Annotated in this window: 19 protein-coding genes; 10 read left to right on the top strand and 9 right to left on the bottom strand. The window is 61.8% G+C overall.

Features of this window, described 5'->3' with window-relative positions:
• Positions 1–30 precede the first annotated feature (30 nt).
• Positions 31–2,928: a hypothetical protein gene (locus tag SH292x_RS00740; RefSeq protein WP_442483656.1), complete on the bottom strand. Its 2,898-nt coding sequence runs from the start codon at positions 2,926–2,928 to the stop codon at positions 31–33.
• Positions 2,929–3,072: 144 nt separating this feature from the next.
• Between SH292x_RS00740 and SH292x_RS00735 the strand changes: the two genes are divergently transcribed.
• From SH292x_RS00735 to SH292x_RS00710, 6 genes are all read left to right on the top strand, one after another.
• Positions 3,073–3,864 (top strand): sugar phosphate isomerase/epimerase family protein, encoded by a 792-nt coding sequence (locus tag SH292x_RS00735; protein WP_442483655.1) that lies wholly within the window; start codon positions 3,073–3,075, stop codon positions 3,862–3,864.
• Between the two features lie 174 nt (positions 3,865–4,038).
• A complete protein-coding gene (locus SH292x_RS00730) occupies positions 4,039–4,827 on the top strand; it encodes a TIGR00266 family protein (RefSeq protein WP_442483654.1) in 789 nt (262 codons plus the stop codon).
• Between the two features lie 186 nt (positions 4,828–5,013).
• Positions 5,014–5,817, top strand: a complete 804-nt coding sequence (locus SH292x_RS00725) for a Nif3-like dinuclear metal center hexameric protein (RefSeq protein WP_442483653.1) — start codon at positions 5,014–5,016, stop codon at positions 5,815–5,817.
• 194 nt (positions 5,818–6,011) lie between these two features.
• Complete coding sequence (locus tag SH292x_RS00720) at positions 6,012–6,806, top strand: glycosyltransferase family 2 protein (RefSeq protein ID WP_442483652.1); 795 nt, start codon at positions 6,012–6,014, stop codon at positions 6,804–6,806.
• The gene (locus SH292x_RS00715; protein WP_442483651.1) at positions 6,800–8,386 is read left to right on the top strand and encodes a hypothetical protein; all 1,587 of its coding nucleotides are present in this window, start codon (positions 6,800–6,802) and stop codon (positions 8,384–8,386) included. The genes SH292x_RS00720 and SH292x_RS00715 overlap by 7 nt, the downstream gene beginning before the upstream one ends.
• 78 nt (positions 8,387–8,464) lie before the next feature.
• On the top strand, positions 8,465–8,947 hold the full coding sequence (locus tag SH292x_RS00710) for an MgtC/SapB family protein (RefSeq protein ID WP_442483650.1): 483 nt from the start codon (positions 8,465–8,467) through the stop codon (positions 8,945–8,947).
• Between the two features lie 11 nt (positions 8,948–8,958).
• On the opposite strand, the gene SH292x_RS00705 is transcribed toward SH292x_RS00710, so the two are convergent.
• The 3 genes from SH292x_RS00705 to SH292x_RS00695 all read right to left on the bottom strand — a co-directional run bounded on the left by SH292x_RS00705 (position 8,959) and on the right by SH292x_RS00695 (position 10,892).
• Complete coding sequence (locus tag SH292x_RS00705) at positions 8,959–9,180, bottom strand: hypothetical protein (RefSeq protein WP_442483649.1); 222 nt, start codon at positions 9,178–9,180, stop codon at positions 8,959–8,961.
• Positions 9,181–9,203: 23 nt separating this feature from the next.
• Complete coding sequence (locus tag SH292x_RS00700) at positions 9,204–10,079, bottom strand: class I SAM-dependent methyltransferase (RefSeq protein WP_442483648.1); 876 nt, start codon at positions 10,077–10,079, stop codon at positions 9,204–9,206.
• 141 nt (positions 10,080–10,220) lie between these two features.
• Positions 10,221–10,892: an SGNH/GDSL hydrolase family protein gene (locus SH292x_RS00695; RefSeq protein WP_442483647.1), complete on the bottom strand. Its 672-nt coding sequence runs from the start codon at positions 10,890–10,892 to the stop codon at positions 10,221–10,223.
• A 111-nt stretch (positions 10,893–11,003) separates the two neighbouring features.
• On the opposite strand from SH292x_RS00695, the gene uvrA reads away from it, so the two are divergent.
• The 3 genes from uvrA (at position 11,004) to SH292x_RS00680 (ending at position 21,059) form a co-directional block, all read left to right on the top strand.
• Positions 11,004–18,029, top strand: a complete 7,026-nt coding sequence (uvrA, locus tag SH292x_RS00690) for an excinuclease ABC subunit UvrA (RefSeq protein WP_442483646.1) — start codon at positions 11,004–11,006, stop codon at positions 18,027–18,029.
• A gap of 137 nt (positions 18,030–18,166) precedes the next feature.
• On the top strand, positions 18,167–19,201 hold the full coding sequence (mtnA, locus tag SH292x_RS00685; protein ID WP_442483645.1) for an S-methyl-5-thioribose-1-phosphate isomerase: 1,035 nt from the start codon (positions 18,167–18,169) through the stop codon (positions 19,199–19,201).
• Between the two features lie 175 nt (positions 19,202–19,376).
• The gene (locus SH292x_RS00680) at positions 19,377–21,059 is read left to right on the top strand and encodes an alpha-keto acid decarboxylase family protein (protein ID WP_442483644.1); all 1,683 of its coding nucleotides are present in this window, start codon (positions 19,377–19,379) and stop codon (positions 21,057–21,059) included.
• A gap of 38 nt (positions 21,060–21,097) precedes the next feature.
• Here the strand turns inward: SH292x_RS00680 and SH292x_RS00675 are convergent, their stop codons facing one another.
• Both SH292x_RS00675 and SH292x_RS00670 read right to left on the bottom strand, forming a co-directional pair.
• A complete protein-coding gene (locus tag SH292x_RS00675; protein ID WP_442483643.1) occupies positions 21,098–21,421 on the bottom strand; it encodes a type II toxin-antitoxin system RelE/ParE family toxin in 324 nt (107 codons plus the stop codon).
• Complete coding sequence (locus SH292x_RS00670; protein WP_442483642.1) at positions 21,418–21,660, bottom strand: hypothetical protein; 243 nt, start codon at positions 21,658–21,660, stop codon at positions 21,418–21,420. The genes SH292x_RS00675 and SH292x_RS00670 overlap by 4 nt, the downstream gene beginning before the upstream one ends.
• Before the next feature lie 453 nt (positions 21,661–22,113).
• Here SH292x_RS00670 and SH292x_RS00665 point away from each other — a divergent pair, with 453 nt between their 5' ends.
• Positions 22,114–22,587, top strand: a complete 474-nt coding sequence (locus SH292x_RS00665; RefSeq protein WP_442483641.1) for a CBS domain-containing protein — start codon at positions 22,114–22,116, stop codon at positions 22,585–22,587.
• A gap of 343 nt (positions 22,588–22,930) precedes the next feature.
• Here the strand turns inward: SH292x_RS00665 and SH292x_RS00660 are convergent, their stop codons facing one another.
• The 3 genes from SH292x_RS00660 to SH292x_RS00650 all read right to left on the bottom strand — a co-directional run bounded on the left by SH292x_RS00660 (position 22,931) and on the right by SH292x_RS00650 (position 26,035).
• Entirely contained in the window at positions 22,931–24,151 is a 1,221-nt protein-coding gene (locus SH292x_RS00660; protein WP_442483640.1) for an AI-2E family transporter, read from the bottom strand.
• A 308-nt stretch (positions 24,152–24,459) separates the two neighbouring features.
• Positions 24,460–24,672 carry a hypothetical protein gene (locus tag SH292x_RS00655; protein WP_442483639.1) on the bottom strand — a complete coding sequence of 71 codons (213 nt, stop codon included), beginning with the start codon at positions 24,670–24,672 and terminating at the stop codon, positions 24,460–24,462.
• Between the two features lie 415 nt (positions 24,673–25,087).
• Entirely contained in the window at positions 25,088–26,035 is a 948-nt protein-coding gene (locus SH292x_RS00650; protein ID WP_442483638.1) for a hypothetical protein, read from the bottom strand.
• Between the last annotated feature and the right edge of the window lie 174 nt (positions 26,036–26,209).

Raw genomic sequence — 26,209 nt, 5'->3', positions numbered from 1 at the left:
GCGAGCCATCGGTTGCGGGGGCTTCGGAAACTACAGCGCGCCGGTGGCAGGGGTGGTGTTGGGGGTGGTGACGACGGGCTCGCCCGCGGGTTTGGCGGTGCCAGCCTCGGCTTTGAAACGATGAATTAACACGCGATGGCCATTGATCTCCTCGGCTCGCAGCTTGAGTACCTTGCCGAGCAGTTCTTCGCCATTGGGATACTGGTAGATTTTCACGTTCTCTTCGGGCCCAAGCATCACGACTTGGCCTTGTTTGCGTCGTCGCATAGGGGCATACAGCAGGCACTTGAAATCAGCGGTTCGTTCGCCATTGTTGACCATTCGCTGCTCGACTACTAAGTTGCCCCGCTCGTCAATTCGCGTGGCGACGCGAATGAGGATATCCCCCATGCCGACGTTCAGCTCACGCCACACGCTAAATCGATACACACGATCGGCTTCGAGCACAAAGTCGATCCGCACCGGTTGCGGGCCGTACGTCGCGTCGTCGAGCACGATTTGAATTGGCAACTCGAACGCCTCGCGCGGACCAATCGCGAGCTCGCCGCGGCGAGGCAGGATATCCCACTTCATGTTGCGAGGCTCTTCGATCATCGGCACGGCGTCTCCCTGGAGCACGCCCTCGACCACGGCAACTTCTTCCGTTTCCTCGTTTCGCTGCGGAACGAAGATCGTAAACGTGCCGCGGATGCCTTGGTTGAACGGATTGATGCCGCTCACCTTGTTGTCGTGCGGACGACTGAACACGCTGGGGATGTTGCGGTGATCGATCTGGACCGCCATTCGCCACTCCGTGATCTCGGGATGCAAGCCCAAGACAAACTTCGGGTTGCGATCGACTTCGAGGGTCACCTCGCCTTGCTGATCAGCGACCAGCGGTGTGCGTTTGCCCCAGACGTCGATGGTCTCGATCTTCTCGCCGAGGTATAGGCGTTCGGACATGGGCGTTTCGTTCCACACGATCATTACGACTTCACCATCGGCGTTCTGAAACACGTGATTGACGCACTTGCCGGGGAGTTCGAGTTGCCCCAAATAGCGGCAACCGCCCAGCAGGTTGGCTGTCGTTCGCCAAGGCAGCAGCAACTCGCCCGGGGTGCCGTCGACGTTCATCACCCCTTCAGGTCCGGTGAACGGATTGGCAACGAAAATGCCATCGGCACCGTGAATCTTCGCGGCGACCATCGATCGGACGAACTCGCGGACGTGATTCTCGTGCAGGCGAATCTTCTCGTCGGGCGTTAGTTCCTCTTCCCGGCGATCGAACTCCGAGTCCATCGTGGGGTCGACCAACACCCATCGTTCGCCCTTGCCGCGCGGATATCTCCGCATCTGTTCGTCCAGCTCCGTGGACGACAGCGGCGGCTCGGCCGACATCTGTTCGAATTCCCAACTCGCCTGTTCGTACGACGGCAGCGACTCGGACTCTTTGCCCACACGAGGCCAACGCCAGCCAAGCCCCATCTTTACGTCCTGGCCAAAGCGGAACAGTTCCTTGCGAATGCTCAGGATTTTTTCGGAGAGCTCGGAGTAGCCATAGAACGAGGTGTCCCAATCGTTTCCCAACTGCCACCAGCGAAGCCGCAGGCTGAGACGGGTCATCACGTGTTCGAATTGCGGCTGCCAGAACGACGGGTCGGTGAGCAACAAGTCGGCGACGTCCGAGGGCTCGTTGGCGTCGCGAAGCTGCCAGTTCTCGGCGAGCGGATTGTCGAGGATGCCGACTACTTCGATGCCCGAGGCCGATGTCCGTTCGGTAAAGCGAATGATCTCCTCACCGCGGCTGCGATCGTCCGCCGGATACCACACCGGCATCTTCACCCAGTGAACGCCCACGCGGGGCAACAGGTCGGCCAGGATCTCGAACGACAGCGGCTTGTCGGCCAGCGGCAACGTCCAACCGAACTCGCCCTGGCTCGGCCGCGGAAGCTTCGGAAGCACGGCGAGCGTGATCACTCGCTCTTCGAGCTGACGGTCGTAATCGCTTAGCAGGTCCTTCAGATCGTCCGTTCCTTTTTCGCGAAGCATCTCGACGCGAATCTTGTAGAACCCATAGTCGTCGATGTCGGGGGTCCAGTACTGGGTACCTTCATACCCGCTCGGACGATTGCCGATACCGCCGACGATATCGTCGGCGTAGAACGAATCTTCGACGATCAATCGCCCTTCGAGCGTCTTAGTGTCCGACTTCCCTTCAATCTCGCGGCTCGTCTCGTCGAGCAACTGGAAGCGAATCTCGGGGTTCTGCTCGCGAATGCCGGAGAGCGTGCATTCGACCTTCACTTCTTTGAAGTCGTTGTAGACGTTGTAGAGCGCGCCGGTCTTCACCACCATGCTGGGAAGTCGCTCGACGACAATCTGCTCAATGGCGATCAAGCCCCTCATGTCGCCCCGGCGTTCGCGCGGGGCGTCGAGGTAGATTACCGCCCGGTCGATCTTGTCGCTCTTGGGCCGCAGCGAATCGATTTTGATCTCGTGCCACTGGCCATCCGACACCAGCGGCTTGCTTCGCTCGACCTGCACCGTTTTCTGGTAGCGGTCCTGAAACTCGATGACAAATCGAGGCTTCGTGTACTGGAGATGCTCTGCCTTTGCGCGAATATGAACCTTGTAACCAAACTTAGGCAGGATCGGCATCGCAGGCGTCGATAGGTGCGCTCCGCCACCGTCCAGATGAATCTGCAGGCTGCGACCCTGCTCGGCGGTGGGATCGGCAGTAATCTCGATCTTCGAATAGTGCGGGTACTCGGGACCGGTCTTGCGCGTCCAGTGGTCGGGCCATAGGTCGTAGTTGGCGTCGGAGTCATCCTGGAACGACGTAGCAAAAATAGCCGTCTGGCTCACGGGGATTCCGAAACTCGGAACCACGAGGGCAACGAAGGTAACCAGATTAAGGATCGATCGGAGGACGAACATTACGGGACGCATGCAATCTCTGCGAGCAGGAACGCTCTGAAAGGAAACGACGATGGCGGCGGGAGCTAGGCACCCGCGCTGTGAAAATGTACCGTGGCAGTTCCCCTGTGCCTCGCCACGTGCTGCCAAAACGCCACAAAAAGAAACCACCCCACCGTGACAACCGGCAAAATCGGACTGCGAACCCTCTCCCTACGCCAGCCGCTACGTCGCGCCCTGACCACCGCCGGGGAGCTTGGTGTCGATGGCGTGGAGATCGATCTTCGGACCGAACTACCCCTCGGCGAGCTTTCGCAGTCGGGCATTCGCCAGTTTCGCAAGCTCCTGGAGGACTACAACCTTCGCCTAGCGGCCGTGAGTTTCCCCACGAGGCGTGGCTACGAAGAACCGACGGAACTCGATCGCCGCCTCGAAGCCACGCGCGAGGCGATGACCATGGCCGCCAAGCTCGGCGCGCGGATGCTAGTGAATCGAGCGTTCGGCAAGCTTCCCGAAGCCGACTCGCCGGGCCGCCAAACTCTGATGCAGGCGCTTGAGATTCTGTCGCACGATGGGAATCGTTTGGGCGTGCAGCTTGCGGCCGTGACCACCGCAGCCCCAACCCGCGAACTGGCAGAGGTGCTTCGGGAGCTTCCCGAAGGAACAATCGGCGTGGCGCTCAATCCAGCGAACTTGATCGCCGGAGGAGAGTCGCCGCTCGAAGCGCTCGATGTGCTAGGCAAGTACCTGTCGTACGTTTACGCTACCGACGCCGTACACGACTTCAGCGCCCGTCGCGTCGAGCAAGTCGAACTCGGCCGCGGCTCCGCCGACTTCCCAGCGTTCGCCGCCTCGCTCGACGCCCGCGACTACACCGGATGGTTCACGGCAATGGCGACCGACTCTAGCGAGCCGCGAAGCGAACTCGAAGCGGCGGTGATGTACTTAAGAACGCTGGCGATGGGGTGAGAGCATCTCGCGAAAATGCAAGCAGCTGGACGCGGTAAGAAATCTCTTCTTACGTCCTTGACCTCTTAGGGAGAATTTCTCTCCAATATTCGCCGCTCTCGACCGAAAAACCTTTTCTCGCGTATGCTAGTTGCCTGAAATCGACCTTGTTCCTCGAACTCTGGAGTTCCTGCGATGCCCCAATGCCATGAAGTCGACTACCAGGTGTTTGGCGACGACATGCAGTACGTCGAGATCGAGCTCGATCCGGGCGAGACCGTGGTCGCCGAGGCCGGCGCGATGAACTACGTCGAAGACGGCATCACGTTCGAGGCGTTCATGGGCGATGGCACCAAGCCCAACCAGGGGCTGTTCGGCAAGCTGCTCGATGCCGGCAAGCGGACGCTCACGGGCGAGTCGATCTTCATGACCCACTTCACCAACCACGCCCACGAGAAACGCCGTGTAGCGTTCGCCGCGCCATTCCCCGGCAAGATCGTCCCCTTGGACATGGCCAAGATCGGCGGCACGCTCACCTGCCAGAAAGACGCCTTCCTCTGCGCTGCCTACGGCACGCGCATTGGAATTACGTTCCAAAAGCGACTCGGCGCCGGCTTCTTCGGTGGCGAAGGCTTTATCCTCCAGAAGCTCGAGGGCGACGGCCACGCCTTCATCCACGCGTGCGGCGCCATCATCAAGAAAACGCTGAAGGGCGAGTCGCTGCGTGTCGACACTGGCTGCATCGTGGCGTTCACCGAAGGAATCAACTACGACATCCAGCGAGCCGGTAGCCTCAAGAGCATGTTCTTCGGAGGCGAAGGATTGTTCCTCGCCACGCTGAGCGGCACCGGCACTGTGCTGCTGCAAAGCCTGCCATTCTCGCGCCTCGCGAACCGCGTCCTGCAACACGCCCCCGCCGCCGGCGGCTCCAGCCGCGGCGAAGGTTCGGTACTGGGGTCGCTGGGGAATCTGTTCGGAGATTGAGAGCAGGACACCTACAGGGCATAACTGTGGGAGGGCTCTCCGAGCCCGATGCCCCGCTCAAAAGGACGGACTCGGAGAGCCTCCCACAGTCCAATGACCAATAGGGAACCGCCAGGCATTGGTCATTGGTCCTTCCGCATTGGTCATTTATCATAGTGAGTTCCACCCCTTCTCGGAGCCCACCCGATGTCCACCGTCGCCGAAGTCTGCCAGCTACTCGAAACCTTCGCCCCCGCCGCGCTCGCCGAGGAGTGGGACAACGTCGGCTTGATCGTTGGCGATGGCGAGCGGCAGGTGAATCGCGTAATGACTTGCCTTACGCTGACCATGGACGTTGCGGACGAGGCCATCGCCGAGCGGGCCGATCTAGTCATCACACACCATCCGCTTCCGTTTCGTCCCATGAAGCAACTGACCACCGCGACGCCCGAGGGCCGGGTGCTGTGGAAACTGATCGGCGCGGGAGTGTCGATCTACAGTCCTCACACTGCACTCGACTCGGCGGGCGAGGGGATCAATTACCAGATTGCCGAGGGGCTGAATCTCGTCGAGATCGAACCACTCGTTCCCCACGATCCAGCCGATCCAACTTCCACGCTCGGCGCGGGTCGCTGCGGTGCCGTGCTCGAACCGACCAATCTCGCGCGGCTCGCGGCGAACACTTGCACGCTGCTCGGGCTCGATCACGTACGCGTGGTCGGCGACGACCAGCAACCGATCGCCCGCGTCGCCGTGGCTTGCGGCAGTGGGGGTTCGCTGCTCGCTGCCGCAATGGACGCAGGGGCCGACGCGCTCGTTACGGGCGAGGCGACGTTCCACACTTTGCTCGAAGCACGGACGGCCGGCGTCGCCGTGGTGCTGGCCGGACATTACGCTAGCGAAAGGTTTGCCCTCGACCGGCTTGCCGAATGGCTGGCAGCCCAGCAGGTCGAACTTACGGTCTGGGCAAGCCGCAACGAGCGCGACCCGGTGCGGCTGGTACGAAAATAACCGTTGAAACGCCGCGGTTTTCGCGTGTGGGTTTGCCCCTCCCCGGCAGCCGTCTACAATAGGGAGTCACGAGCAATCGGCCGCCGGCCGAGGCGTGCCTCACCCCGGCAGGGCTCGCCTGGGTCCTCTGGAAGGGATTTCGCGACTCCCCGACGCGTCCTTCCTAGCTATCGCGAAAGCGAACCGAAGTTCACATGCCGAACCAACCTCGCTACCTGACTGCCCTGCCCGTTTACAACGAAGCGGCCCACGTCGACGCCGTGCTCGACGAAGTGGTGCTCTACGCCGGCGACGTGCTGGTCGTGAATGATGGCTCGAACGATGGCACCCGCGAGCGGCTCGAAGCCCGCGGGGATATCCGTGTCGTCCACCACGAGAAGAACAAAGGCTACGGTGCCGCGCTCAAGACCGCGTTCGACTACGCGGTCGCCAATGGCTACGACGTGCTGGTGACCATCGACTGCGACGGCCAGCACGAACCGCAGCGCATCCGCCACCTCGCCGAAGCCTGTACCGGCGACATCGACATCGTGTCGGGCAGCCGCTACCTCGACGCCAAAGACATCGCGTCCGAAGCTGCCCCCGCCGATCGGCGCTACATCAATCAAACGATCACCAACGAAATCAACGAGTGCCTCGGCCTGTCGATCACCGACGCCTTCTGTGGCTTCAAGTCGTACCGCGTTGAAGCGCTCAAGCAAATCGAGATCACCGAGACCGGCTACGCGATGCCTTTGGAGTTGTGGGTCGAAGCGGCTTACAAGGGACTCAAGATCGTCGAAGTCGCCGTGCCACTCATCTACTTGGATGAGACGCGAAGCTTCGGCGGCGCGCTCGACGATGCCAAGCGTCGTTTGGCTCACTACCGCGAGGTCATTCACCGCGCCATCGTGCGGCTGAAAGAATCCGGCACACCGGCGGCAACGCCCCACTTCGACTTCGGTCCCTGTGGCTGTTCGCAGTACGCGTCGGGATACGAACCATGCTGATGGGCGCACCGCCACAATATCGGCGGTATCGCGCCCCGCGCGAAGACAATACGGCCCTGGTCGAGCCACCGCTCGCGGAGGTTCGCATTGCGCCCCCCTGCCCTGGTATCCATTTTGATCTTGGCGAGCTGTCGCTGGGCGAACTCCGCAAAACCGCACGGCAGGAACTGCTCACGGCAGCCCGCCAGTACGTGTCGACGTATTGCAATCTGCCAGAGCTCCCGGGTGCGGATGCTCCGCTCATACTGACCGGTCACCAGGCCGAGATTTATCACCCAGGCGTGTGGTTCAAGAACTTCATGCTCAGCCGCCTCGCGCGCGAGCATCGTGGCGTTGGCATCCATCTGGTGGTCGACACCGACACGCTCCACTCGCCCGGCATTCGCGTGCCGACCGGTTCGCCCCAAGCGCCTCGGATCGAAGCCGTGGCGATGGACCGCGCCCAGCCACGCCTTCCGGTCGAGGAACTTCGCGTGGACGACGCGGAGATGTTCGCTTCGTTCGTCGCGCGAGTGACGCAGGCCATTGAACCGCTGGTCGCCAGTCCGCTCGTTCGCGAGTGGTGGCCCAGCGTCCTTGAAGCTCTGCATCGTACCGACAATCGACCGGGCCTCGCCATTGCCCAAGCTCGGCATGAACTCGAAGCCTCGTGGGGCGCGACTTCGCTCGAACTGCCGATGAGCGCGTGTTGCGAGTTGCCCTCGTTCTATCAGTTCGCCGCGGCGATCCTGCGCGATGCTCCGCGGGTCCGCGAGACGTACAACGCGGCGCTCACCGACTACCGCGCGGCACACGGGCTCCGTAGCGAGGCCCAGCCAATGCCGAACCTCGCCCAGCATCAAGGTTGGATCGAGGCCCCACTGTGGGTGTGGTGCGTCAACGAACCTGCGCGGCGACCTTTGTTCGTGAAGCAACTCGGCAGTTCCATTCAACTCTCGAACCGCGCCGGGTGGTCAACCACCATCAGCGACTCGTCGCACGACGCGGTCGCCCAGGGCCTAGCGGACATCGCGGCGCGGGGCGTCAAGATTCGCACGCGAGCGCTCACCACCACCCTCTTCGCACGTTTGGTGCTGGGCGACTTGTTCCTCCACGGCATCGGCGGCGCGAAGTACGACGAGGTGGCCGACGACCTCGCGCGTCGTTTATGGGGCTGCCCGCCGCCACCCTATTTGACGCTTTCGGCAACGCTCGAACTCCCCGTCGCCCATCAGCACGTTGGTGCCGAGCAGCTTAGCGCGTTGCGCCAACAGATTCGCGACTGCGACTGGCACCCCGAGCAAATGCTCCCCGCCGACTGTTCGGCCGATGCCACGAAGGCGGAAGCTACGAAGCAACGGTGGATTGAACAGACCAAGACGCACGAAAATGCCCGCGAACGACATCGGGCAATTCACGACGCCAACACGATCCTTCGCCAAGCGGTCGCCAGCACCAAGCAGCACCTCGAATCACAGTTCGCCGAACTCACCCAAGCCGCCCGCGCCTCCGCGATGCTGGAATCCCGCGAATTCTCGTTCTGCCTGTATCCCGAGCAGGATCTCCGTCAGCGGATGTGGCGATTAGTGGAAACTGCTTAGTCGTCGAGGCAACCAATCGGCACCATCCCTTTTGACCGCCCATCCGAGTAGAATGCGTGGCGAAAGGGCGACTCCATCATGGACTTTGATTTCAACCTGCTTGGCGACAACCTGCTCCGGCTTTCCATCGCCGCGTTGGCAGGAGGCGTAATTGGACTGGAGCGCGAGCTCGCGGGGCAGTTTGCGGGATTGCGGACACACATGGTGGTGTCGCTCGGCGCTGCGGTGTTCGTGCTGCTTTCGGAGTACATCGCCGGCGGCGATCCCAACGCGGCGGCACGTGTGGTGCAAGGCATTGCTGCGGGCGTCGGATTCCTCGGGGCTGGTACTATCCTGAAGCTTAACGACCGCGAAAAGATCAAAGGCCTAACGACCGCCAGCAGCATCTGGCTCGCTGCCGCCCTCGGGTCCGTCGCTGGCTTCGGACGGTATGAACTAATGGTCGCCGCGCTGATCGTGGCGATCGTGGTGCTGGCGGTGCTGAAGCCGTTTAGCAACAGCCTTGGCCCGAAGGATGAAGAGCAGCTGGCGAGCAAGAAGCTGCGAGAGCATCCTCCGTGAGGATTCTTTCGCTACTCAGCAAGCCGACGTAAAACTTCTCGGTCTTCTTTCATAATCTCGTGGACGTGCCGCATCTGCCCGCTGAACTCGTCATCACACCGGCGCAGCTCGACCCCGTCCTTGGTTTCGAAGACCGAAATCGTGTCGCCGACTTGAGCGCGCAGCATTCTTGCGAGAAGCTCTGGTAGTTGAAGCTCCGAACTTTGAATCACCTCTCCCAAACGCACAAGCATCGCTAGCGTCCCGTATGCAAGTACTACCCCGGCCAGCGAGCATAGACACCGCTTTCCAGTCGGCGGTTCGTTCTCGTGCTGAGATAGAGCATCCCGCTCGCGGCGGGCTGGCCGCAGTGGCCGAAGAGGCCTTCGGCGATGTAGGCCGACAGCTCGGGCGGGCCGACACTTGGCGTGTGGCACGTGGCGACCACGAACTGCCGGGAGTCGGCGGTCAATTCGCGGCATAGTTCCAGCAGCACCGGCAGGTCGCGGGACAGCCGCCAGTCTTCGCCCGCGGGGCCGTGGCCGTACGTTGGTGGATCGAGCACGATGCCATGGTACTGGCTCCCCCGCTTCACCTCGCGGCGACAGTACTTCACCACGTCTTCGACAATCCAGCGAATCGGCGCGTCGCCAAGGTTTGACTGCGCGGCATTCTCGCGCGCCAGCGCCACCGCCGGCTTCGACGCATCGACGTGCGTCACTTCGGCACCCGCCATGGCGGCGGCCAGCGTGCTCGCCCCCGTGTAGCCAAACAGGTTCAGCACGCGGCATGGCTGTGGCGAACGCCGCACCCGCGCGGCGATCCATCGCCAGTTGTCGAGCTGCTCGGGGAACACACCGACCTGCCCCGTGGGGAGGGTGTCGATGGTCATTTGAAGGGACAAATCGTCAGCAAGGGGAATGTCGATCATTCGCGGAGGGCGTGGCCCTCCGGCTATTGATTTACGCCATTTACCTTCGCCCATTTTGTCGCCCAGGAACTTGGCGCTTGCTTCGCGCCAGTTGTCCGCGTCGAGCGTGCGCTTGCCCGAGGCTTGGGGCGAGGGACGATCGAGCACGACGTCGCCAAACCGCTCGAGCTTCCGCCCGTCGCCGAAATCGAGCAGTTCGTAATCGTGCCAACTCAGGGACATGCTATCACTCAAGAATCTAAGTCGAACATTGTCTCACGCCAAGACGCAAAGGCGCGAAGGAAGAAAAAGAAGCAAGACGCTCCATTCCTTTCTTTTTCTTTGCGGCTTGGCGGCTTTGCGTGAATCAAAAGAAGAGAGAAGTTACTCGCCTTCGATCACAGGCTTCACGACCGAAGTCCACAACTCATATCCCTCGTCGTTCAAATGCAGCCCATCTTCGCGGAACAGTTCCCCGCGAGGTTGGCCTTCGGCGTCGAGCATCGGTTGCCAGACGTCGATGAAGGTTAGCTGCTCGCTCTCTTCGCACTGTTTGGCGATCCTGGCGTTGGCGTCCTGCATTTTGTCGGCGAGTTTCCACCGGCTGAGGCTCGGCTTGATGGCGATGTAGGCGATGCGGGTGTCGGGCAGGTCTTTATGGACGATCTCCACCAACTTCGCGAAGTCGTCCGCCACTTGTTCGGCGGTCTTCCCGTTCGCGATGTCGTTGTCCCCGGCGTAGACCAGAATCAGCCGTGGCTTGTGCTTCAGGACCAGCAGTTCGGCATTCCGAACCGTGTCGCTCATTACTGAACCGCCGAAGCCTCGGTTGAGCGGCATCGGGTCCATGCCCGAGAAACTCTTTTCGAGGTCCCAAAGCCGAATGCTGCTGCTCCCCACGAACACCACGCCGCCCGGGGCCATGGGGTGCTCGGCATCGGCCGCGGCAAACTCCGCCATTTCCTTGGCCCATGGCAGTGGCTTTTTGTCGGCTTCTTGGGCCAGGACGCAAGTCGATAGCATTCCCGCCGCCAGCAGCATGAGCATTCGCAACATGGTTAACTCTCCCGATTTCACAATCTTTCCGCGTGCACGCGTGTGCCGTATAATGCTTGGTTCGCGCCAGCCCCGCCGATTCGCCCGCCAGCCGCAAGGACGCCCCGACCGATGCCCGCATCCGATATCGTCATCAAAGGAGCCCGCGAACACAACCTACGCGATGTGGACGTGCGGCTTCCACGGAACAAACTCATCTGTTTGACGGGGGTTTCGGGTTCGGGCAAAAGCTCGCTCGCGTTCGACACGCTCTACGCCGAAGGCCAGCGGCGGTACGTCGAAAGCCTGTCGACCTTCGCCCGCCAGTTCCTGGGCCAGATGCCCAAGCCGGACGTCGACCACCTGTCCGGCCTCAGCCCGTCGATTTCGATCTCGCAAAAGTCGTCCGGCACCAATCCTCGCTCGACTGTCGGCACGATCACGGAAATTTATGATTTCCTCCGCGTGCTCTACGCCCGCGTGGGTCAGGGACATTGTCCCAAGTGCGACCAGCCGATCACCGCGCAAACGCGCGAACAGATCATCGGGCAGATTCTCACCCTCCCCGCGAAGACGAAGTTCGCCGTGCTCGCGCCGGTGGTCCGTCAACAGAAGGGCGAGTTTCGCGATCTGCTTGAAGACCTGCAGAAACAGGGCTACGTCCGCGCGCGGATCGATGGCAACATCGTCCAATTGTCCGACGATCAATCGCTCGATCGCCAAATGCGGCACAACATCGAGGTGGTGATCGACCGCTTGGTGATGGGACCGAACCTTCGTGGGCGACTCGGCGAAGCAGTGGACGCGGGATTGCGGCTCGCGGGCGGCAATTTGATCGTGTCGGTCGAAGCCGACGAAGAAGCCCCCGTGGCCAAATCCACCAAGCGGCGTCGTGTCGGACTTCGCGAAGGGGACATCGCCCTGTCGAGTCACTTCGCCTGTACCAAGTGTGGATTGTCGTTCGACCCGCCGACGCCGCAACTCTTCAGCTTCAACAGCCCGCAAGGCATGTGCCTGGAGTGCGACGGCCTGGGCGAGTACTACAGTTTCGACCCAGCGCTGCTGGTGCCCGACCCCACGAAGTCGTTCGCCCAGGGAGCGATTGAGCTTCTTGGCAATTGGAAAGACCTAGGTCGTTGGAAGCGACACATCTACAAGGGCGTCGCTGACACTATCGAGCGGAAGTGGGAGCTCGAAGAAGGCAAGCTGCTCGAAACGCCTTGGCAGGATTTGACCGACGACGAGCGCGGCATTTGGCTGTGGGGTGCGGGCGACGAGCACATCACCTACACCTGGCGTGCCGGCAAGACCAGCCAGAAGTACGGCGGACAGTTCGAAGGCATCGTCGCCGACCTCTTGGACAAGTACCGCACCAGCAAGAGCGCCACGCAAACCAAGAAGCTCGAAGGCTACATGCGCGTGCTCGGTTGCACCGAGTGCAACGGTGCGCGGCTCAATCCACAGGCCCGCTCGGTACGACTCGCCACCACCGCAGAGCGATTCGCCGACCGTGCGAGCTTGTCGCTCCCCCAAGTCTGCGACCTGCCGGTGAGCGACGCCGCCGAGTTCTTCACGGCGCTGGAGCTCCAAGGCTCGCAGGCCCTTATCGCAACCGAGGTGCTCAAAGAAGTCCGCGGTCGCCTTGGCTTCCTCAGCAACGTGGGGCTCGAGTACCTATCGCTCAACCGCACGGCACCAACGCTCTCGGGCGGCGAGACGCAGCGTATCCGCCTCGCCGGGCAGATCGGCTGCGGGTTGGTGGGCGTGCTTTACATTCTCGACGAACCGTCGATTGGCCTCCACCCGCGCGACAACGATCGCCTGCTCGCGACGCTCGAACAGCTTCGCGACATGGGCAACACGGTAGTCGTGGTCGAGCACGATGAAGACACCATGCGGGCCGCCGACCACTTGGTCGACTTCGGCCCCGGTCCCGGCGTGAAGGGTGGCTACGTCGTCGCCACGGGTACCGCCGAAGAAGTTTCGGCAAACACCAAGAGCGTCACCGGTGCCTTCCTCGCCGGCACGCGGACCATCCCCATTCCCGCCACGCGGCGCATTCAAAGCGTAGGGACGAAGGGGGAAGGCGGAAGCGAGGCCAGTTCTCCTGCCCTGAAGATTGTGAACGCACGGCACAACAACTTGAAGGGAGTCGACTTCGAGATTCCCCTGGGCAAGTTTGTGTGCGTCACCGGCGTGTCGGGCTCGGGGAAGAGCTCGCTGGTGAGCGACATCCTCATGGAATCGCTGCATCGCGATCTGATGAAGGGCAACGGCGAGCCGGGTTCCCACGACTCGATCGAAGGTGTCGAGAACCTCGACAAGATGATCTCGATCGACCAATCCCCGATTGGCCGCACACCGCGTTCGAACCCCGCGACTTACATCAAGGTGTTCGACGAAATCCGCAAACTCTACGCGCAGTTGCCTGAGTCGAAACGCCGTGGCTTCAAGCCGGGACGATTCAGCTTCAACGTCGCGGGTGGACGCTGCGAGGCGTGCGATGGCAACGGTGCGAACAAGCTGGAGATGGACTTCCTCGCCGACATCTGGGTTACGTGCCCCGTTTGCGAAGGTCATCGCTTCAATCGCGAAACGCTTTCCGTGCAGTACAAGGGCAAGAGCATTTCCGACGTGCTGGAGATGGATATCCAGCAAGCGCTCGCCCACTTCGAAGCCATTCCGCCGATTGCCGACAGGTTGCTGACGCTGCACGCCGTGGGCCTCGACTACCTGAAGCTCGGCCAGCCCTCGCCCACGCTCTCGGGTGGCGAAGCGCAGCGCGTGAAGCTAGCCCGCGAACTGGTGAAGAAGTCGACCGGCAAGACGCTGTACGTGCTCGACGAACCCACCACCGGTCTGCACTTCGCCGACATCGAACTCTTACTCAAGGTCCTGCACGACTTCGTCGACGCCGGCAACACGGTGCTGGTGGTCGAGCACAACCTGGACGTGATCAAAACCGCCGACTGGCTGGTCGACATCGGCCCCGAGGGGGGGCGCGATGGCGGCTTGGTGGTTGTCGCCGGTACGCCGGAAGACGTGGCCGACTACTCGCGAAAGAACAAAGGCAAGGCCGGCGCCCTCCGCTCGCACACTGGCGAGGCGCTCATTCCGATCCTTGATGGCACCCACTCGACCATCATGAAAGCGAAACGCGCCAGCAAGGGTGCGGTGAAGGAAACCAAATTCATCGAAGTCCGCGGTGCCGAGCAGCACAACCTGCGTGGCGTCGATGTGAAGATCGCCCGCGATCAGTTCACCGTTTGCTGCGGCCCCAGCGGTTCGGGCAAGACGTCGCTCGCCATGGACACCATCTACGCCGAAGGCCAGCGCCGGTACGTCGAGAGCCTTAGCAGCTACGCCCGGCAGTTCGTCGGCCAGATGCAGAAACCGGCGCTCGAACACATCGAAGGCCTGTCCCCCGCCATCGCCATCGAACAGCGCAGCACAGGTCACACACCGCGATCGACCGTCGGCACGGTGACCGAAATCTACGACTACTTCCGCGTGCTCCTCGCGCGGCTGGGACAACCTTACTGCCCCGAGTGCGACGTGCCCGTCGGCACGCAGACGGTTGACGACATCGTCGACAAGATCATGTCCGAGCCCGAGGGGACGAAGATGTACCTCCTCGCGCCGGTCGATGTCGAAGTAGGCGAGCAGTACGAGAAGCTGTGGAACTCGCTCGCCGATCAGGGTTACGTTCGCGTGCGAATCGATGGCACGACGTACGGCATCGACGAAGTGCCGACGCTCACCCGTCGTCGCAAGCACGACGTGGACGTGGTGATCGACCGCATTGCGATCAACAAGCAAGGTCGAGGGCGGCTCGCCGAGAGCGTCGAGAGCGCCCTGTCGGTTGGTAAGGGCGTGCTGCGTGTGGCGTACGCCGACGAAAAGACCCCCGAGCCACGCTGGGTGACGAAAACCCACAGCCAGCACCTCGCGTGCGAATCGTGCGGTCGCAGTTTCACGGCGTTATCGCCTCACAATTTCTCGTTCAACAGCGCGCTGGGCTGGTGCGGCGCGTGCGAAGGTCTCGGCACCCAGGTCGGTGCGAACCCTGCGGCGCTGCTCCGCGATGGAGAGCTCACGCTGGCGAAGGGTGCCCTGCTTTTGTGGCCCGACCTGCGTTCGCCGCTCGCCCAGGCGATGCTCGAAGCATTGAGCCATCACACCGCCCTTCCCATCGATGTGCCCTACAACAAGCTCTCCGCGAAGCAGCGGCGCGTGTTGCTTTATGGCACGGGGGAGGAATGGGTCGAAGTGGCAGGTGGGCAGTCGGCGGGGGGCAAAAACGCTACCGCTCATCCGCTCTGCCGCTTCCAATTCAAAGGACTCTATCCCGCGCTCGAAGAAGCCTCGAAGCTCTCGGTGCGGCTACGGACCGCGCTCGAGCACCTCGTTGGCGAGATCGAATGCAGCGAGTGCGGCGGAAGTCGCCTGCGTGACGACGCGTCGGCCGTGCGGTTCCATGATCAGACCATCGAACAAATCAGCCGCACGCCGCTGGGCGAACTGCTCGCCGAGATGAAGCGATGGAAGCTCACCGCCCGTGAGAAGAAGGTCGCTGGTGAGATTGTCAACGAGATCACCAATCGCTTGACGTTCCTCATCGACGTCGGCCTCGACTACCTGACCATCGGCCGCAGTGCGCCGACGCTGTCGGGTGGCGAGTCGCAACGCATTCGTCTCGCGAGCCAGGTCGGCAGCGGGCTCGTGGGTGTGCTGTACGTGCTCGACGAACCGACCATCGGCCTTCACCCTCGCGACAACACGCGATTGATCGCCGCGCTGCATAAGCTTCGCGACCTGGGCAACACGTTGCTCGTCGTCGAGCACGACCGCGAAGTGGTCGAGAGCGCCGACGCGCTGTTGGACTTCGGCCCCGCCGCTGGGCGGCTGGGCGGCGAGATCGTCGCCCGTGGCACCCCGGCCCAGGTCGCCAAGAGTCGCACCAGCGTCACCGGCCCCTACCTGAGTGGCAAGAAGAACATCGCCATCCCCACCAACCGCCGCACACAACCTGCCAATGGCAAGGCGAAAGGCAAGAAGAAGGCCGACAACTCCGCGGTCAGCTTCCCGAGCTCCGTGCTGCGAGTAGTCGGCGCTCGCCACAACAATCTGAAGAACGTCACGGTCGAGTTCCCGCTCGGGACGCTCACGGCGGTCACCGGCGTTTCTGGCGGTGGCAAGAGTTCGCTGGTCGAAGACGTGCTCTACAACTCGCTCGCCCGGACGCTCCACCGCGCCGGCACGGTCCCTGGCGCACACGATGCGATTGAGGGCCTCGAGCGGATCAACAAAGTGATTCGCGTCGACCAGCAACCGCTTGGCAGCACCCCCACGTCGAATCCCGCCACCTACACCGGCGTGTTCGACCAGATTCGTCAGTTGTTCTCGCAGCTTCCCGCGTCGAAACTCCGCGGCTACACGCCCCGGCAATTCAGCTTCAACGTCGCCGGTGGTCGCTGCGACGCGTGCGAGGGTGCCGGTGAATACTGCGTCGAGATGCACTTCCTGCCCGATGTCTGGATCACCTGCGAGACCTGCCAAGGCAAGCGGTACAATCCCGACACGCTGTCGGTGCGATACCGTGGCAAGTCGATCGCCGACGTTTTGGCGATGAGCTGCCGCGAGGCGCTCGCGCTGTTCGAGAACATTCCCAAGATTCGTCGCACGCTGCAAACGCTGTGCGACGTGGGTCTCGACTACCTCACGCTCGGCCAGAGCGCGCCGACGCTCTCGGGTGGCGAAGCGCAGCGGGTGAAGCTCGCCGCCGAACTCGCCCGCCCCGACACGGGGCAGACGCTCTACTTGCTCGACGAGCCCACCACCGGGTTGCACTTCGACGACCTGGCGAAGCTGCTCGACGTGCTGCATCGCCTCGTCGACCTCGGCAACACCGTCGTGGTGATCGAGCACAACCTCGACGTCATCAAAACGGCCGACTGGCTTATCGACATCGGGCCCGAAGCAGGTCGCGAGGGTGGCCAGGTCGTCGCCTGTGGCACGCCCGAGATGCTGGTCGAACAGTTCGCCGCAAAGGGCAAGGCGAAGCCGAAGGCGGGCGCGATCGTTTCGCACACCGCGACGGCTCTCGCCCCCGTGCTGGCCGAAGGGCCTTACCAAGAGCGGAAGACCTACAACTGGCAGGACATGGACGCCGAGCGCAAGGACGACGTCGATCTCGATCGCGTCGGCGAAGACACCAAGATGCCGTGGGAGGTCGATGGCCGCCACTGGCACACGGTGGAGCGTGTCGCTCGCGATGGCGATGCGTGCCGATGGGATGGCGAGATCATCGAACGGATCGAGCGAACCATCCAGGACCTTGGCGACTTTGCCGAGACCAACTGGAACCATCGCTCGATCGTCGAAATCACTGGCCACACCAAGAGCGACGGCTGGTTCTTCCACGCCATCACCGGCGAGAAGTGGCTCGTGAGGCTCAAGTTCCGCACCGCCAAACGGACGTTTGATCGCGACAAGTTGCTCTCCGACCTGCAACTGCCACCGCTCAACGACATGGACGACATCGAAGCGTACGGCAACGGTCCTCGCGTGAAGTGCAAGAACCTCACCGGCCCTTGGCAGGAAGTGCAGTTCGCCGTCCACTCGCTCGACGAAATCGACAAGCCCGAGTTCTGGCGATTCCTCGAACGCGCCGTTGAGGGCTTCAAAGAGTTCGCCGAACGCAAAGAAAAGAACCCCGAAAACCTGATGCCGTGGAAGGTGCTCGGCCAAAAGTGGCACACCGCGCGCAAAGGTTTCGCCCCCGGCAAGAAGGTCGCGTGGCCGACCGAGGTACTCGAAGAAGTGTTCGAGATGCTCCACGCCGTAGCACCGAGCGGGCAGTTCCTGTGGAACAACAAGGTACTCGTGCACCTGATGGTCCCCGGCAATAGCGATCCGTGGGCAACGGTCGTCACTAAACGCCCCGAGAACGTCGAGCTGGTGCTGAACGGCCCCAAGGGAGCGTTCCAACTGGGCCGCGTCGCCGACCTCGCCGCTTCGCAGGTGCTCGACATCGAAGGCGAGACTCGTGACCGAGTACGGCTGTACTTCACGACGCTCGAAGACATCGAGCGCGGCGACCTCGAGGGCTTCTTGCGCGAGCATCTTGAAGTCGTGCAGAGCGCGGGAGTGAGTTAGTGAAGATGTCCCCTCTCCCCGTCCCGGGTGAGGGACTGGGAGAGGGGACACCATCTCCTGCACCAACGAGACATAAACCAGCGACTCCCGTCGTTAGCTACAAGCAATCCATTTCAACTATTAACATCCTTCTCCCCATGCCCACACCCACTCTCGAATGGATCGGCGGCCCCGATGGCCACCTCCGCTTGCTCGATCAAACGAAGCTCCCGACCGAGATCGAGCTGATCGACTGCACCAAGGTCGACGACGTGTGGTGGGCGATTAAGAAGCTCGCGGTCCGCGGCGCGCCGGCCATTGGCATCGCGGCCGCGTATGGCGTGGTGCTTGCCGCGCGCGATTCGCACGATACTGTCCAACAGGCATGCGACCATTTGGCCACCAGTCGTCCGACGGCCGTCAACCTATTCTGGGCGCTCGATCGGATGCGGCGTGTTGCCGACGAAGCACGTGACTCGGACCTCGCCGAGCGATTGCTCGCCGAGGCTCGGGCCATTCACGCCGAAGATGCGGAGCAGTGCGCGGCTATCGGTCGGCACGGCGCGGACCTGTTGGAGAAAACCATCCCGCGTGGCAGCGGTGTCCTCACGCATTGCAACACCGGTTCGCTGGCCACAGGGGGCGATGGTACCGCGTTCGCCGTGCTGTTGGAACTCCATCGGCGTGGCTTCGGCGTGCATGTTTACGCCGACGAGACCCGCCCGCTACTGCAAGGGAGTCGGCTCACGATGTGGGAACTCAAAGAGCGCGGAATCCCCGCCACGCTCATCTGCGATTCGATGTCGGCCCAAGTAATGCGCGAAGGGCGTGTCGCGGCGGCGATCGTCGGTGCCGATCGCATCGCGGCCAACGGAGACTCGTGCAACAAGATCGGCACCTACGGCGTCGCCCTCCACTGCCGCGCTCATGGCCTGCCGTTCTACATCGCCGCGCCGAGCACCACGTTCGACATCTCGCTCGAGTCGGGCGACCAGATCCCCATCGAAGAGCGCGCCCCCGCCGAGATCACCACGCCGGGCGGCGTGTCGTTCGCCCCCGAGGGCGTGTCCGTCTACAACCCCGCGTTCGACGTCGCCCCCGCCGAGCTAATCGCCGGCATCGTCACCGAGCGTGGCGTGATCGCGCCCGTCACCCGCGAGAACGTGGCGCAGATGATCGCCAATCCTTCATGACATTCTCAATAGTTTTTGTGGGAGGGGTCTCCGACCCCGATAGCGCCGCCAGATAGCGCCATTCTAAGTTACTCCATCGCGGTACTGACCATCGAGGCTATCCTCGCGGACTCAGCGGGCCGTGCTACAATGTTGGCACTATCCGTTTCTTTGCACCCGCCGAAGGATCGCCGCCATGCCGATGACCGTCCCCGCCCACCACGCGACCGAGACCAATCCTTCCATCGGCGAGTACCTGATCCAGCGACTTCAGGACTACGGCATCACCGACGTGTTCGGCATCCCGGGCGACTACGTCCTGTCGTTCTACACGTTGCTCGAAGAAAGCTCGATCAACGCCGTGGGTTGCACGCGTGAAGACTGCGCGGGCTTCGCGGCCGATGCTTACGCTCGCGTGAAGGGCATGGGCGCGCTGTGCGTCACCTATTGCGTGGGCGGACTGAGTGTTTGCAACTCCATCGCCGGTGCGTACGCCGAGAAGTCGCCGGTGGTGATGATCACGGGTTCGCCTGGACTCCGCGAACGCGTCCACAATCCGTTGCTGCACCACATGGTCCGCAATTTCCGCACGCAGTACGACGTGTTCGAAAAACTGTGCGTCGCCGGCACCGAGCTCAACGATCCGAACACCGCGTTCCGCGAAATCGATCGTCTGCTCGCCACCTGCAAGCATTTCAGCCGGCCAGTGTACATCGAGATTCCGCGCGACATGGTCCACGTCCGCCCCGCGACATCGCCCGCCTACGAAGTGCCCGTTGTCGTGAGCGACCGTAGCGCGCTCGCCGAAGCAGTGGAAGAGTGTGCCAAGCGGATCGAGAGTGCCAAGCAGCCGGTGCTGCTGTTGGGTGTTGAGATTCATCGCTTTGGTTTACAGGACCAAGTGCTGAAGCTGGCCGAGACGGCGGGGCTGCCGATGGCCGCCACGATGCTCGGCAAGGGTGTCGTCGCCGAAACGCATCCGCAGTACATGGGTCTCTACGAAGGAGCCCTCGGTGAGCCCGCCATCACGCGCTACGTAGAAGAGAGCGACTGCGTCCTGATGCTCGGCACCTTCATGACCGATATCAATCTCGGTATCTACACCGCCGACCTCGACATGAGCGACTGCATGCTCGCCACCAGCGAAGAGCTTCGCATTCGTCACCATCACTACCACAACGTGCGGCTCGACGACTTCATCGCCGGCCTCGTGGCTCGCGATCCCAAGCCTAACCACCCGCTCCCCCCTGCCCCGACCGACTGGAACAAGGAGCAGTTCGTCCTCGATCCCGACGCGAAGATCACCATCATCCGCATGATCGATCGACTCGACGAGCAATTGGTCGACGACACCATCGTGATCGCCGACATCGGCGATGCCCTGTTCTCCTCCACCGAACTTACCACGCGCGGCCGCACCGAGTTCATCAGTCCCGCTTACTACACGTCGATGGGTTTCGCGGTCCCCGCCGCGCTGGGGGCGTCGGTCGCCGATCCCTCGGCTCGCGTCGTGGCAATCGTTGGCGACGGCGCCTTCCAGATGACCGGCATGGAACTCTCGAACCTAGTCGCCCGCCACGTACCGGCGATTGTCATCGTGCTGAACAACGGCGGCTACGGCACCGAACGACTGCTGCACCCCGGCGAGTACAAGTTCAACGACATCCACACCTGGCAGTACCACGAACTCCCCAAAGTACTCGGCGGCGGCACCGGCTACGAGGTCCGCACCGAAGGCGAATTCGACGCCGCCCTGAACGCCGCCTGGGCCGACCTCTCGGGCCCCAGCATCCTGCACGTCCACTTATCGAAGAGTGACTCCAGCCGCGCGCTCGATCGACTGGGGGAGAAGATGCAGGAGGCGGTGGTGGGGAAGTAATGGGCAGGGAATTGACGCTGTAAATTCCAACTCAGGCGTCAAAAGTCGCCTTCACGAAGTTCCTGCCGCGCAAGATGGCGGATTGTATAGACAATCACTTCATCTTGGCCGATCGAGAATACGGCGCGATGTGTAGGGCGATTCGACACACCGTAGCGAATCTCGCGGAGCTCAACTGAAAAGTATTTACTTTCCGCGCACCTGGGATGTCGCTCTGGTTGGTTCTCTAGCGATTCCAACGCTGCTTGAAAACCGTCATGCCAAACAATTGCCTGTTCGGCAGAATGGTGGTCGGCCCACCAAAAGGCTTGGTCGAGCATTTCGCGCTCGGCCTGAGAAGTTACTGTGACTTTATACTTCACAGCCGCGCCTGCAACTGCGCACGAATACTGGCTGCAACCTCCGCAAGAGGCTTGGTCCGTCCAGCTTCAGCATCTTCCATTCCGGCTCGAATGCTATTAATCGTTTCAAGTTGGTGCGAATTCACGGCAAATCGCAACAACTCAATCGCTTCGCCAATCGCTTCGCTAGGACCACGGAAGATGCCAGCTGCCACCTGAGCGTCAATAAAATGCTGATGTTCAGAACTAAGTTCAATCATGCTGGTCACACCAGTGGAGAATCGTAGAGTCCGCTTGCCGGCAGCTATCCGGTCTAGTTTATTGTACTCCCCTCCCCCTTCGTGAACAATTTCACAATCCCCCCTTCCGGCTCTCCAACACCGATATTCACCGACTCGCGCGCCAGTCCCCCGCTGATATCGTGAAAAGGTTCACAATCTATTCCGGCCTTTCTCGTCAGATTTCACTTGGTCCGCCGAAAACCTCGCTGCTATACTTCACCCGGCCAGCCCAAACGCTACTTCTCTTCTGAATCTACTCATCATCTGGCCGCGCTCCACAAAACAGCAACTTGGTCGTTGGGCACTTTCGCACAACGCCTGTGCACTTTCAACAATCGCTCGTCTTCCCTGCCTCAGCGTGCTTGGACTGCTGAAGTAGTGCGTATAATTGAAATAGCTACTCCCCTCACTTCTCGTCCGGAGGATCCACGCATGACACTCGAAGCCCGAGATATCATGGTCACCCGCTTGGTGAAACTCAGCCCGCATGTCGACGTGCTCGATGCCGTGCGCGTCTTGCTCAAGAATCGCATCTCGGGCGCGCCGGTGGTCGACGCCCAGGGCAAGTACCTCGGCGTGTTCAGCGAGAAGTGCGCGATGCACGTGATCCTCGACGCGGCGTACGACTCGCTGCCGACCAACAGCGTCGGCGCGTTCATGGACACGCAGGCCCGGACCATCCGCCCCGACACCGACCTGTTGTCGATTGCCCAAGTGTTCCTGCTCACCAACTTCCGCCGCTTGGCCGTGGTGGACGAAGACGGCACGCTCTTAGGCCAAATCAGCCGCCGCGACGTGATGGCCGCCGGCCTGAAGATGCTGGACGACGACGCCGAAGAGAAACCCGAATCGTCGATGCTCTACTTCAGCGCGCTCCACGACCGCAGCGAATCTCCGATGGTGTAAGAACGAACCACGGAGAGCACAGAGGACGCAGAGAAAATCAGGATCACACCTCGTGTGAGCCGGGTCGTCCCCGACCCCGGATTATTTTCGTGGCGTAAGCTTCCAGCTTGCGATCTTTCTGTAGCTGGATTCGCAAGAATTCGGGCCGCCCCTGGTTCGCCCGAACTCTTGCGAGTCCGGCTACCAATCAAAATCCGCGGCTATCCTGCCCAATCCGCGTTCATCCGCGTCCTATTCTTCTTTTCCTCCCGTGGCCTCCGTGTTCTCTGTGGTTCAGTCCTTCCTCTGGGGGCTCGTGGAACTCGTCCCCAGCCACCCGGAGTTCTCTCGACTCCAATTGCGACTAGACCGTCGCCGGTTGGTCGGGGCGTTTGGCCAGGATCGTGAGATTTCCCTCTAAGAGATCCGCCACTGGCTTTGTGTTCTCCAGCTCGGCGAACACGATCTTCAGCGCCGACGTGATAGGCACCGCGAGGAACGCGCCGACCATGCCCCAGATCATGTACCAGAACATGAGCGACAACAGGATGGCGATCGGGTGCAGGCGGAATTGATCGCCCATGATCTTGGTCTCGAACACGTTGCCGCTGACGAACTGGATGATCCCCACCAGCACGATCACCAGAACGCCTTTGAACACGCTCATGTCAGGATCGACCATTCCCTTCCGCGCTTCTTCAGGCAGTCCGTCGTAGGCCCACGTTGCTTCGATCAACACCCACACTAGCGGCACGGGAAGCAAGTTGGCGATGATCGGTCCGAGGTTCGGGATGAAGTTCAATAGGAACACCAACATCCCCAGCACAAACGCCAGTGGCACGCCAAACATCCACAGCACAACGCCGCACAGCACGGCGGTAACCAGCGAGATGATCGTCTTGGTCACGATGTACTCGCGGACGTGCATGTCCACGTCACGCCACAGATTGTTCTCCGGTATCTTCGTCTGACTTCCGCCCAGGAGCATGAAGAACAAGAAGATCATCACCAACAGCCCGCTGGCAAACAGCGAGATCAACTCGTTGGCCGTCAGACGAATGATGCTGTCCATTCGCCCCACGAAGAACGCCTGGAGCGGTGCCCAACGATTCGCAGGCGTGGACTGGTCGGCTGCTTGAGCCGCGGCAAACGCCTCTAGCGAGTCCGCTTCGTCGTCGGTCGCCGGTGCTGGAGTTTCTGAGTCCTCGTTCGGAAGCTCTTCTTTCTCGGTCGGATAGATCTTCTCCAGCATCTCGCCGATGTGATCGAGCATCTTGTCGACACCCGCGCTGTACGGCCCCGTGCTACTTAGCAGCCCTGCAACCGAAAACCAGATGGTCACCAGCAGCAGGCTCGTGGCGGCGATCGATACGAGGAACGTCACGAACACCGCAAACGCGCGGGACGATTCGAACCACTTCTGCATCGCGTTCAGAATGGGCACCAGGCCGCTGCCGATGAACAGAGCGAGCACGAAGGGCAGCAGCACCTCGCGCAAGTAATACAGCGAGGCTGCTACGGCGATGAAGGTCAGCACCACCATGGCGGTGGTGCGAATCTGGGAGTCGCGTTCGATTCGTGTCATGTCCATAGTGCGGACATTCTAATCGACTTCCCCTGCCTTGCCATCAGCGCATAAAAAACGGACGCCAACCGGTTCTTTGGGAGGGGGAAGAAACCGGTTGGCGTCCAGAATTGCGAGGCCCGCGTCGCCGCAAGGCACCACACCCGCGGCCGCAAGAGGGCCATCGCGCGAATCAAGAAATCGTCTTAAGCAAATCGCTAGGCAAATATCTCCAACCGACTCAATCGGGGTCGGAGACCCCTCCCACAATACGTCAAGTTTTCAATTTTTAGTTCATCCATCGCGTCAATCGCGTCGTCGCCCGTTTCTTAAGGAGCGAACGTCGGTTGACCCATCATCATCCCGCCACCGCCACCACAGGCGCACGGATCGGGGCAACACGTCGGAGCACACATCGGGGCACACTGCACCGCGGGCATCGCAACGGTCTGCGTATGCTGCCGCGTTAGGCCGAGGCAGCCGCAGCCGGTGCTGGCGGCCATGCTAAGCATGACCACACTGAGCAAGGCTAACTTGTACATGGTTCTGTTCCATCTCGCAGGTAGGGAAGGATTGGAAGGCTGGCGTCCTTCGTGAAGCACCAGGCACAGCGAACGGCGTCTCAAGAGTTGCTTAGCGTTCGTTAGGTGTCATTGCCATCGCCGGCACTGAAACACTACACGCTAAACAAGGGGGTGCAAACGAATCGCGACCCCCGCCGAGCAGATTTCCACCCCCCTCGCGCGCCAACCGCAGAACATCGAGCGAGGTTTGCGCAGCAGGCAGAAGTTCGCCCGCAAGAGAAGTCGTCAAAGAGCGCAAAGCTTCGCGCGGCGTGCCTCGAATGGAAGCGCGCCGCGCGATGCAAAGTTTACCTACACCTCATAGCGAAACGGCGTAAGCCGTCCGGCATTTTTATCGTGGCACAACGCAAGCCGTCCGGCCACCTGTCGCAGCTTAGCTAGCCGGAGGAACCGGTAGTTCCTCGGCACCATCGGCCTGCCCTGCCACGCTCTGGCCTGGCTCGGCGAGCGTCGGCTGTTGCTCCAGCCAGTTCAGCATTCCTTCGATCGCCACGCGAGTCTGGTCGAACGACTCCAGCCGCGAGATGGCAGCGAACTGCGGGTTGGCCGCCACGCTGTTGTACCGATCGAGCGTCTCGACCAATTGCTCGCGGCCGGTCGACGTGGTGAAGTACTCCGTCATTCCCATGCTCTCCCCCGCCGGGCGTGGAAGCGCGAGGTAACCCATCCACTGTGCGACCGCCGCGGGGCTCTTCTCGGCGAGTTTCTCAAGGCTACCAACCAGCGCGGCGTGCGACTGCTTCAACTGACCCTGAGGATCGAGGGCGCCTCCTTCCGGAAAGCGGAGCTCACTAGCGGGCGCGGGGGCATCGGTCGGCACACGGAATGCCTCGGTCGGCGCGGGGGCCAGCGTTGGCTCACCAGCCGCTGCACCTTCCGGCGAAGGCGCCGCGGGGGGAGCATCGCCACCCCACGTCTGCCAGCGACCATTGTTCGGGGCGGTGGTCGGTTCACCAGCAGCCGGCGGCGCTTCTTGCTCGGCGTCGCTCGACGCCGCGGGAACCAGTACCGATCGCTCCTGATAAGCAGGTTGGCGAAGGCGTGGCGGAACCAAACTTCGCAGCACGGGTAGCGAAACAATCGGCGCCTCTTGAGCGCGACCCTTCCGCAGGTCCTCGTAGTACTTCTCCATCCGCTCGGCCTCGCGAGCCAAGCGAGGGTTGCGATCGTCGTAGTAATCCTCGAGCTCGTCGTAATACTCTTCCATCGCCTTCAGCTCACGCGCATCGGCGCGACGGCGACCCAGAAGTTGTCCATTGACGTCAGCAACCATCGTAAACGTAACGGCTACCAGCGCGGTGGTGATCAATCGATGCAGCATTCCAGTCTCCTAATTTGTTCCTTCAATGTCTCGCCAAGGGCGAAAGGATTGAGCCCCCCATTGTAGCCCCGGGTCGTAACGATGAGCAAACGGGGGCAATCTGCGGGAATCTGAACGCCAAACCCCACCACCGGGCGGGTCGCTAGCAAATCGCGACGATTGCCCCGAAGGGGC

The organism is Aeoliella fuhlenseeensis (genome assembly GCF_052161615.1).
In the GTDB taxonomy this organism is placed as follows: Bacteria; Planctomycetota; Planctomycetia; order Pirellulales; family Lacipirellulaceae; genus Aeoliella.
The sequence above is the reverse complement of the archived record's forward strand: the minus strand, read 5'-3'. Positions and strand labels throughout refer to the sequence as shown.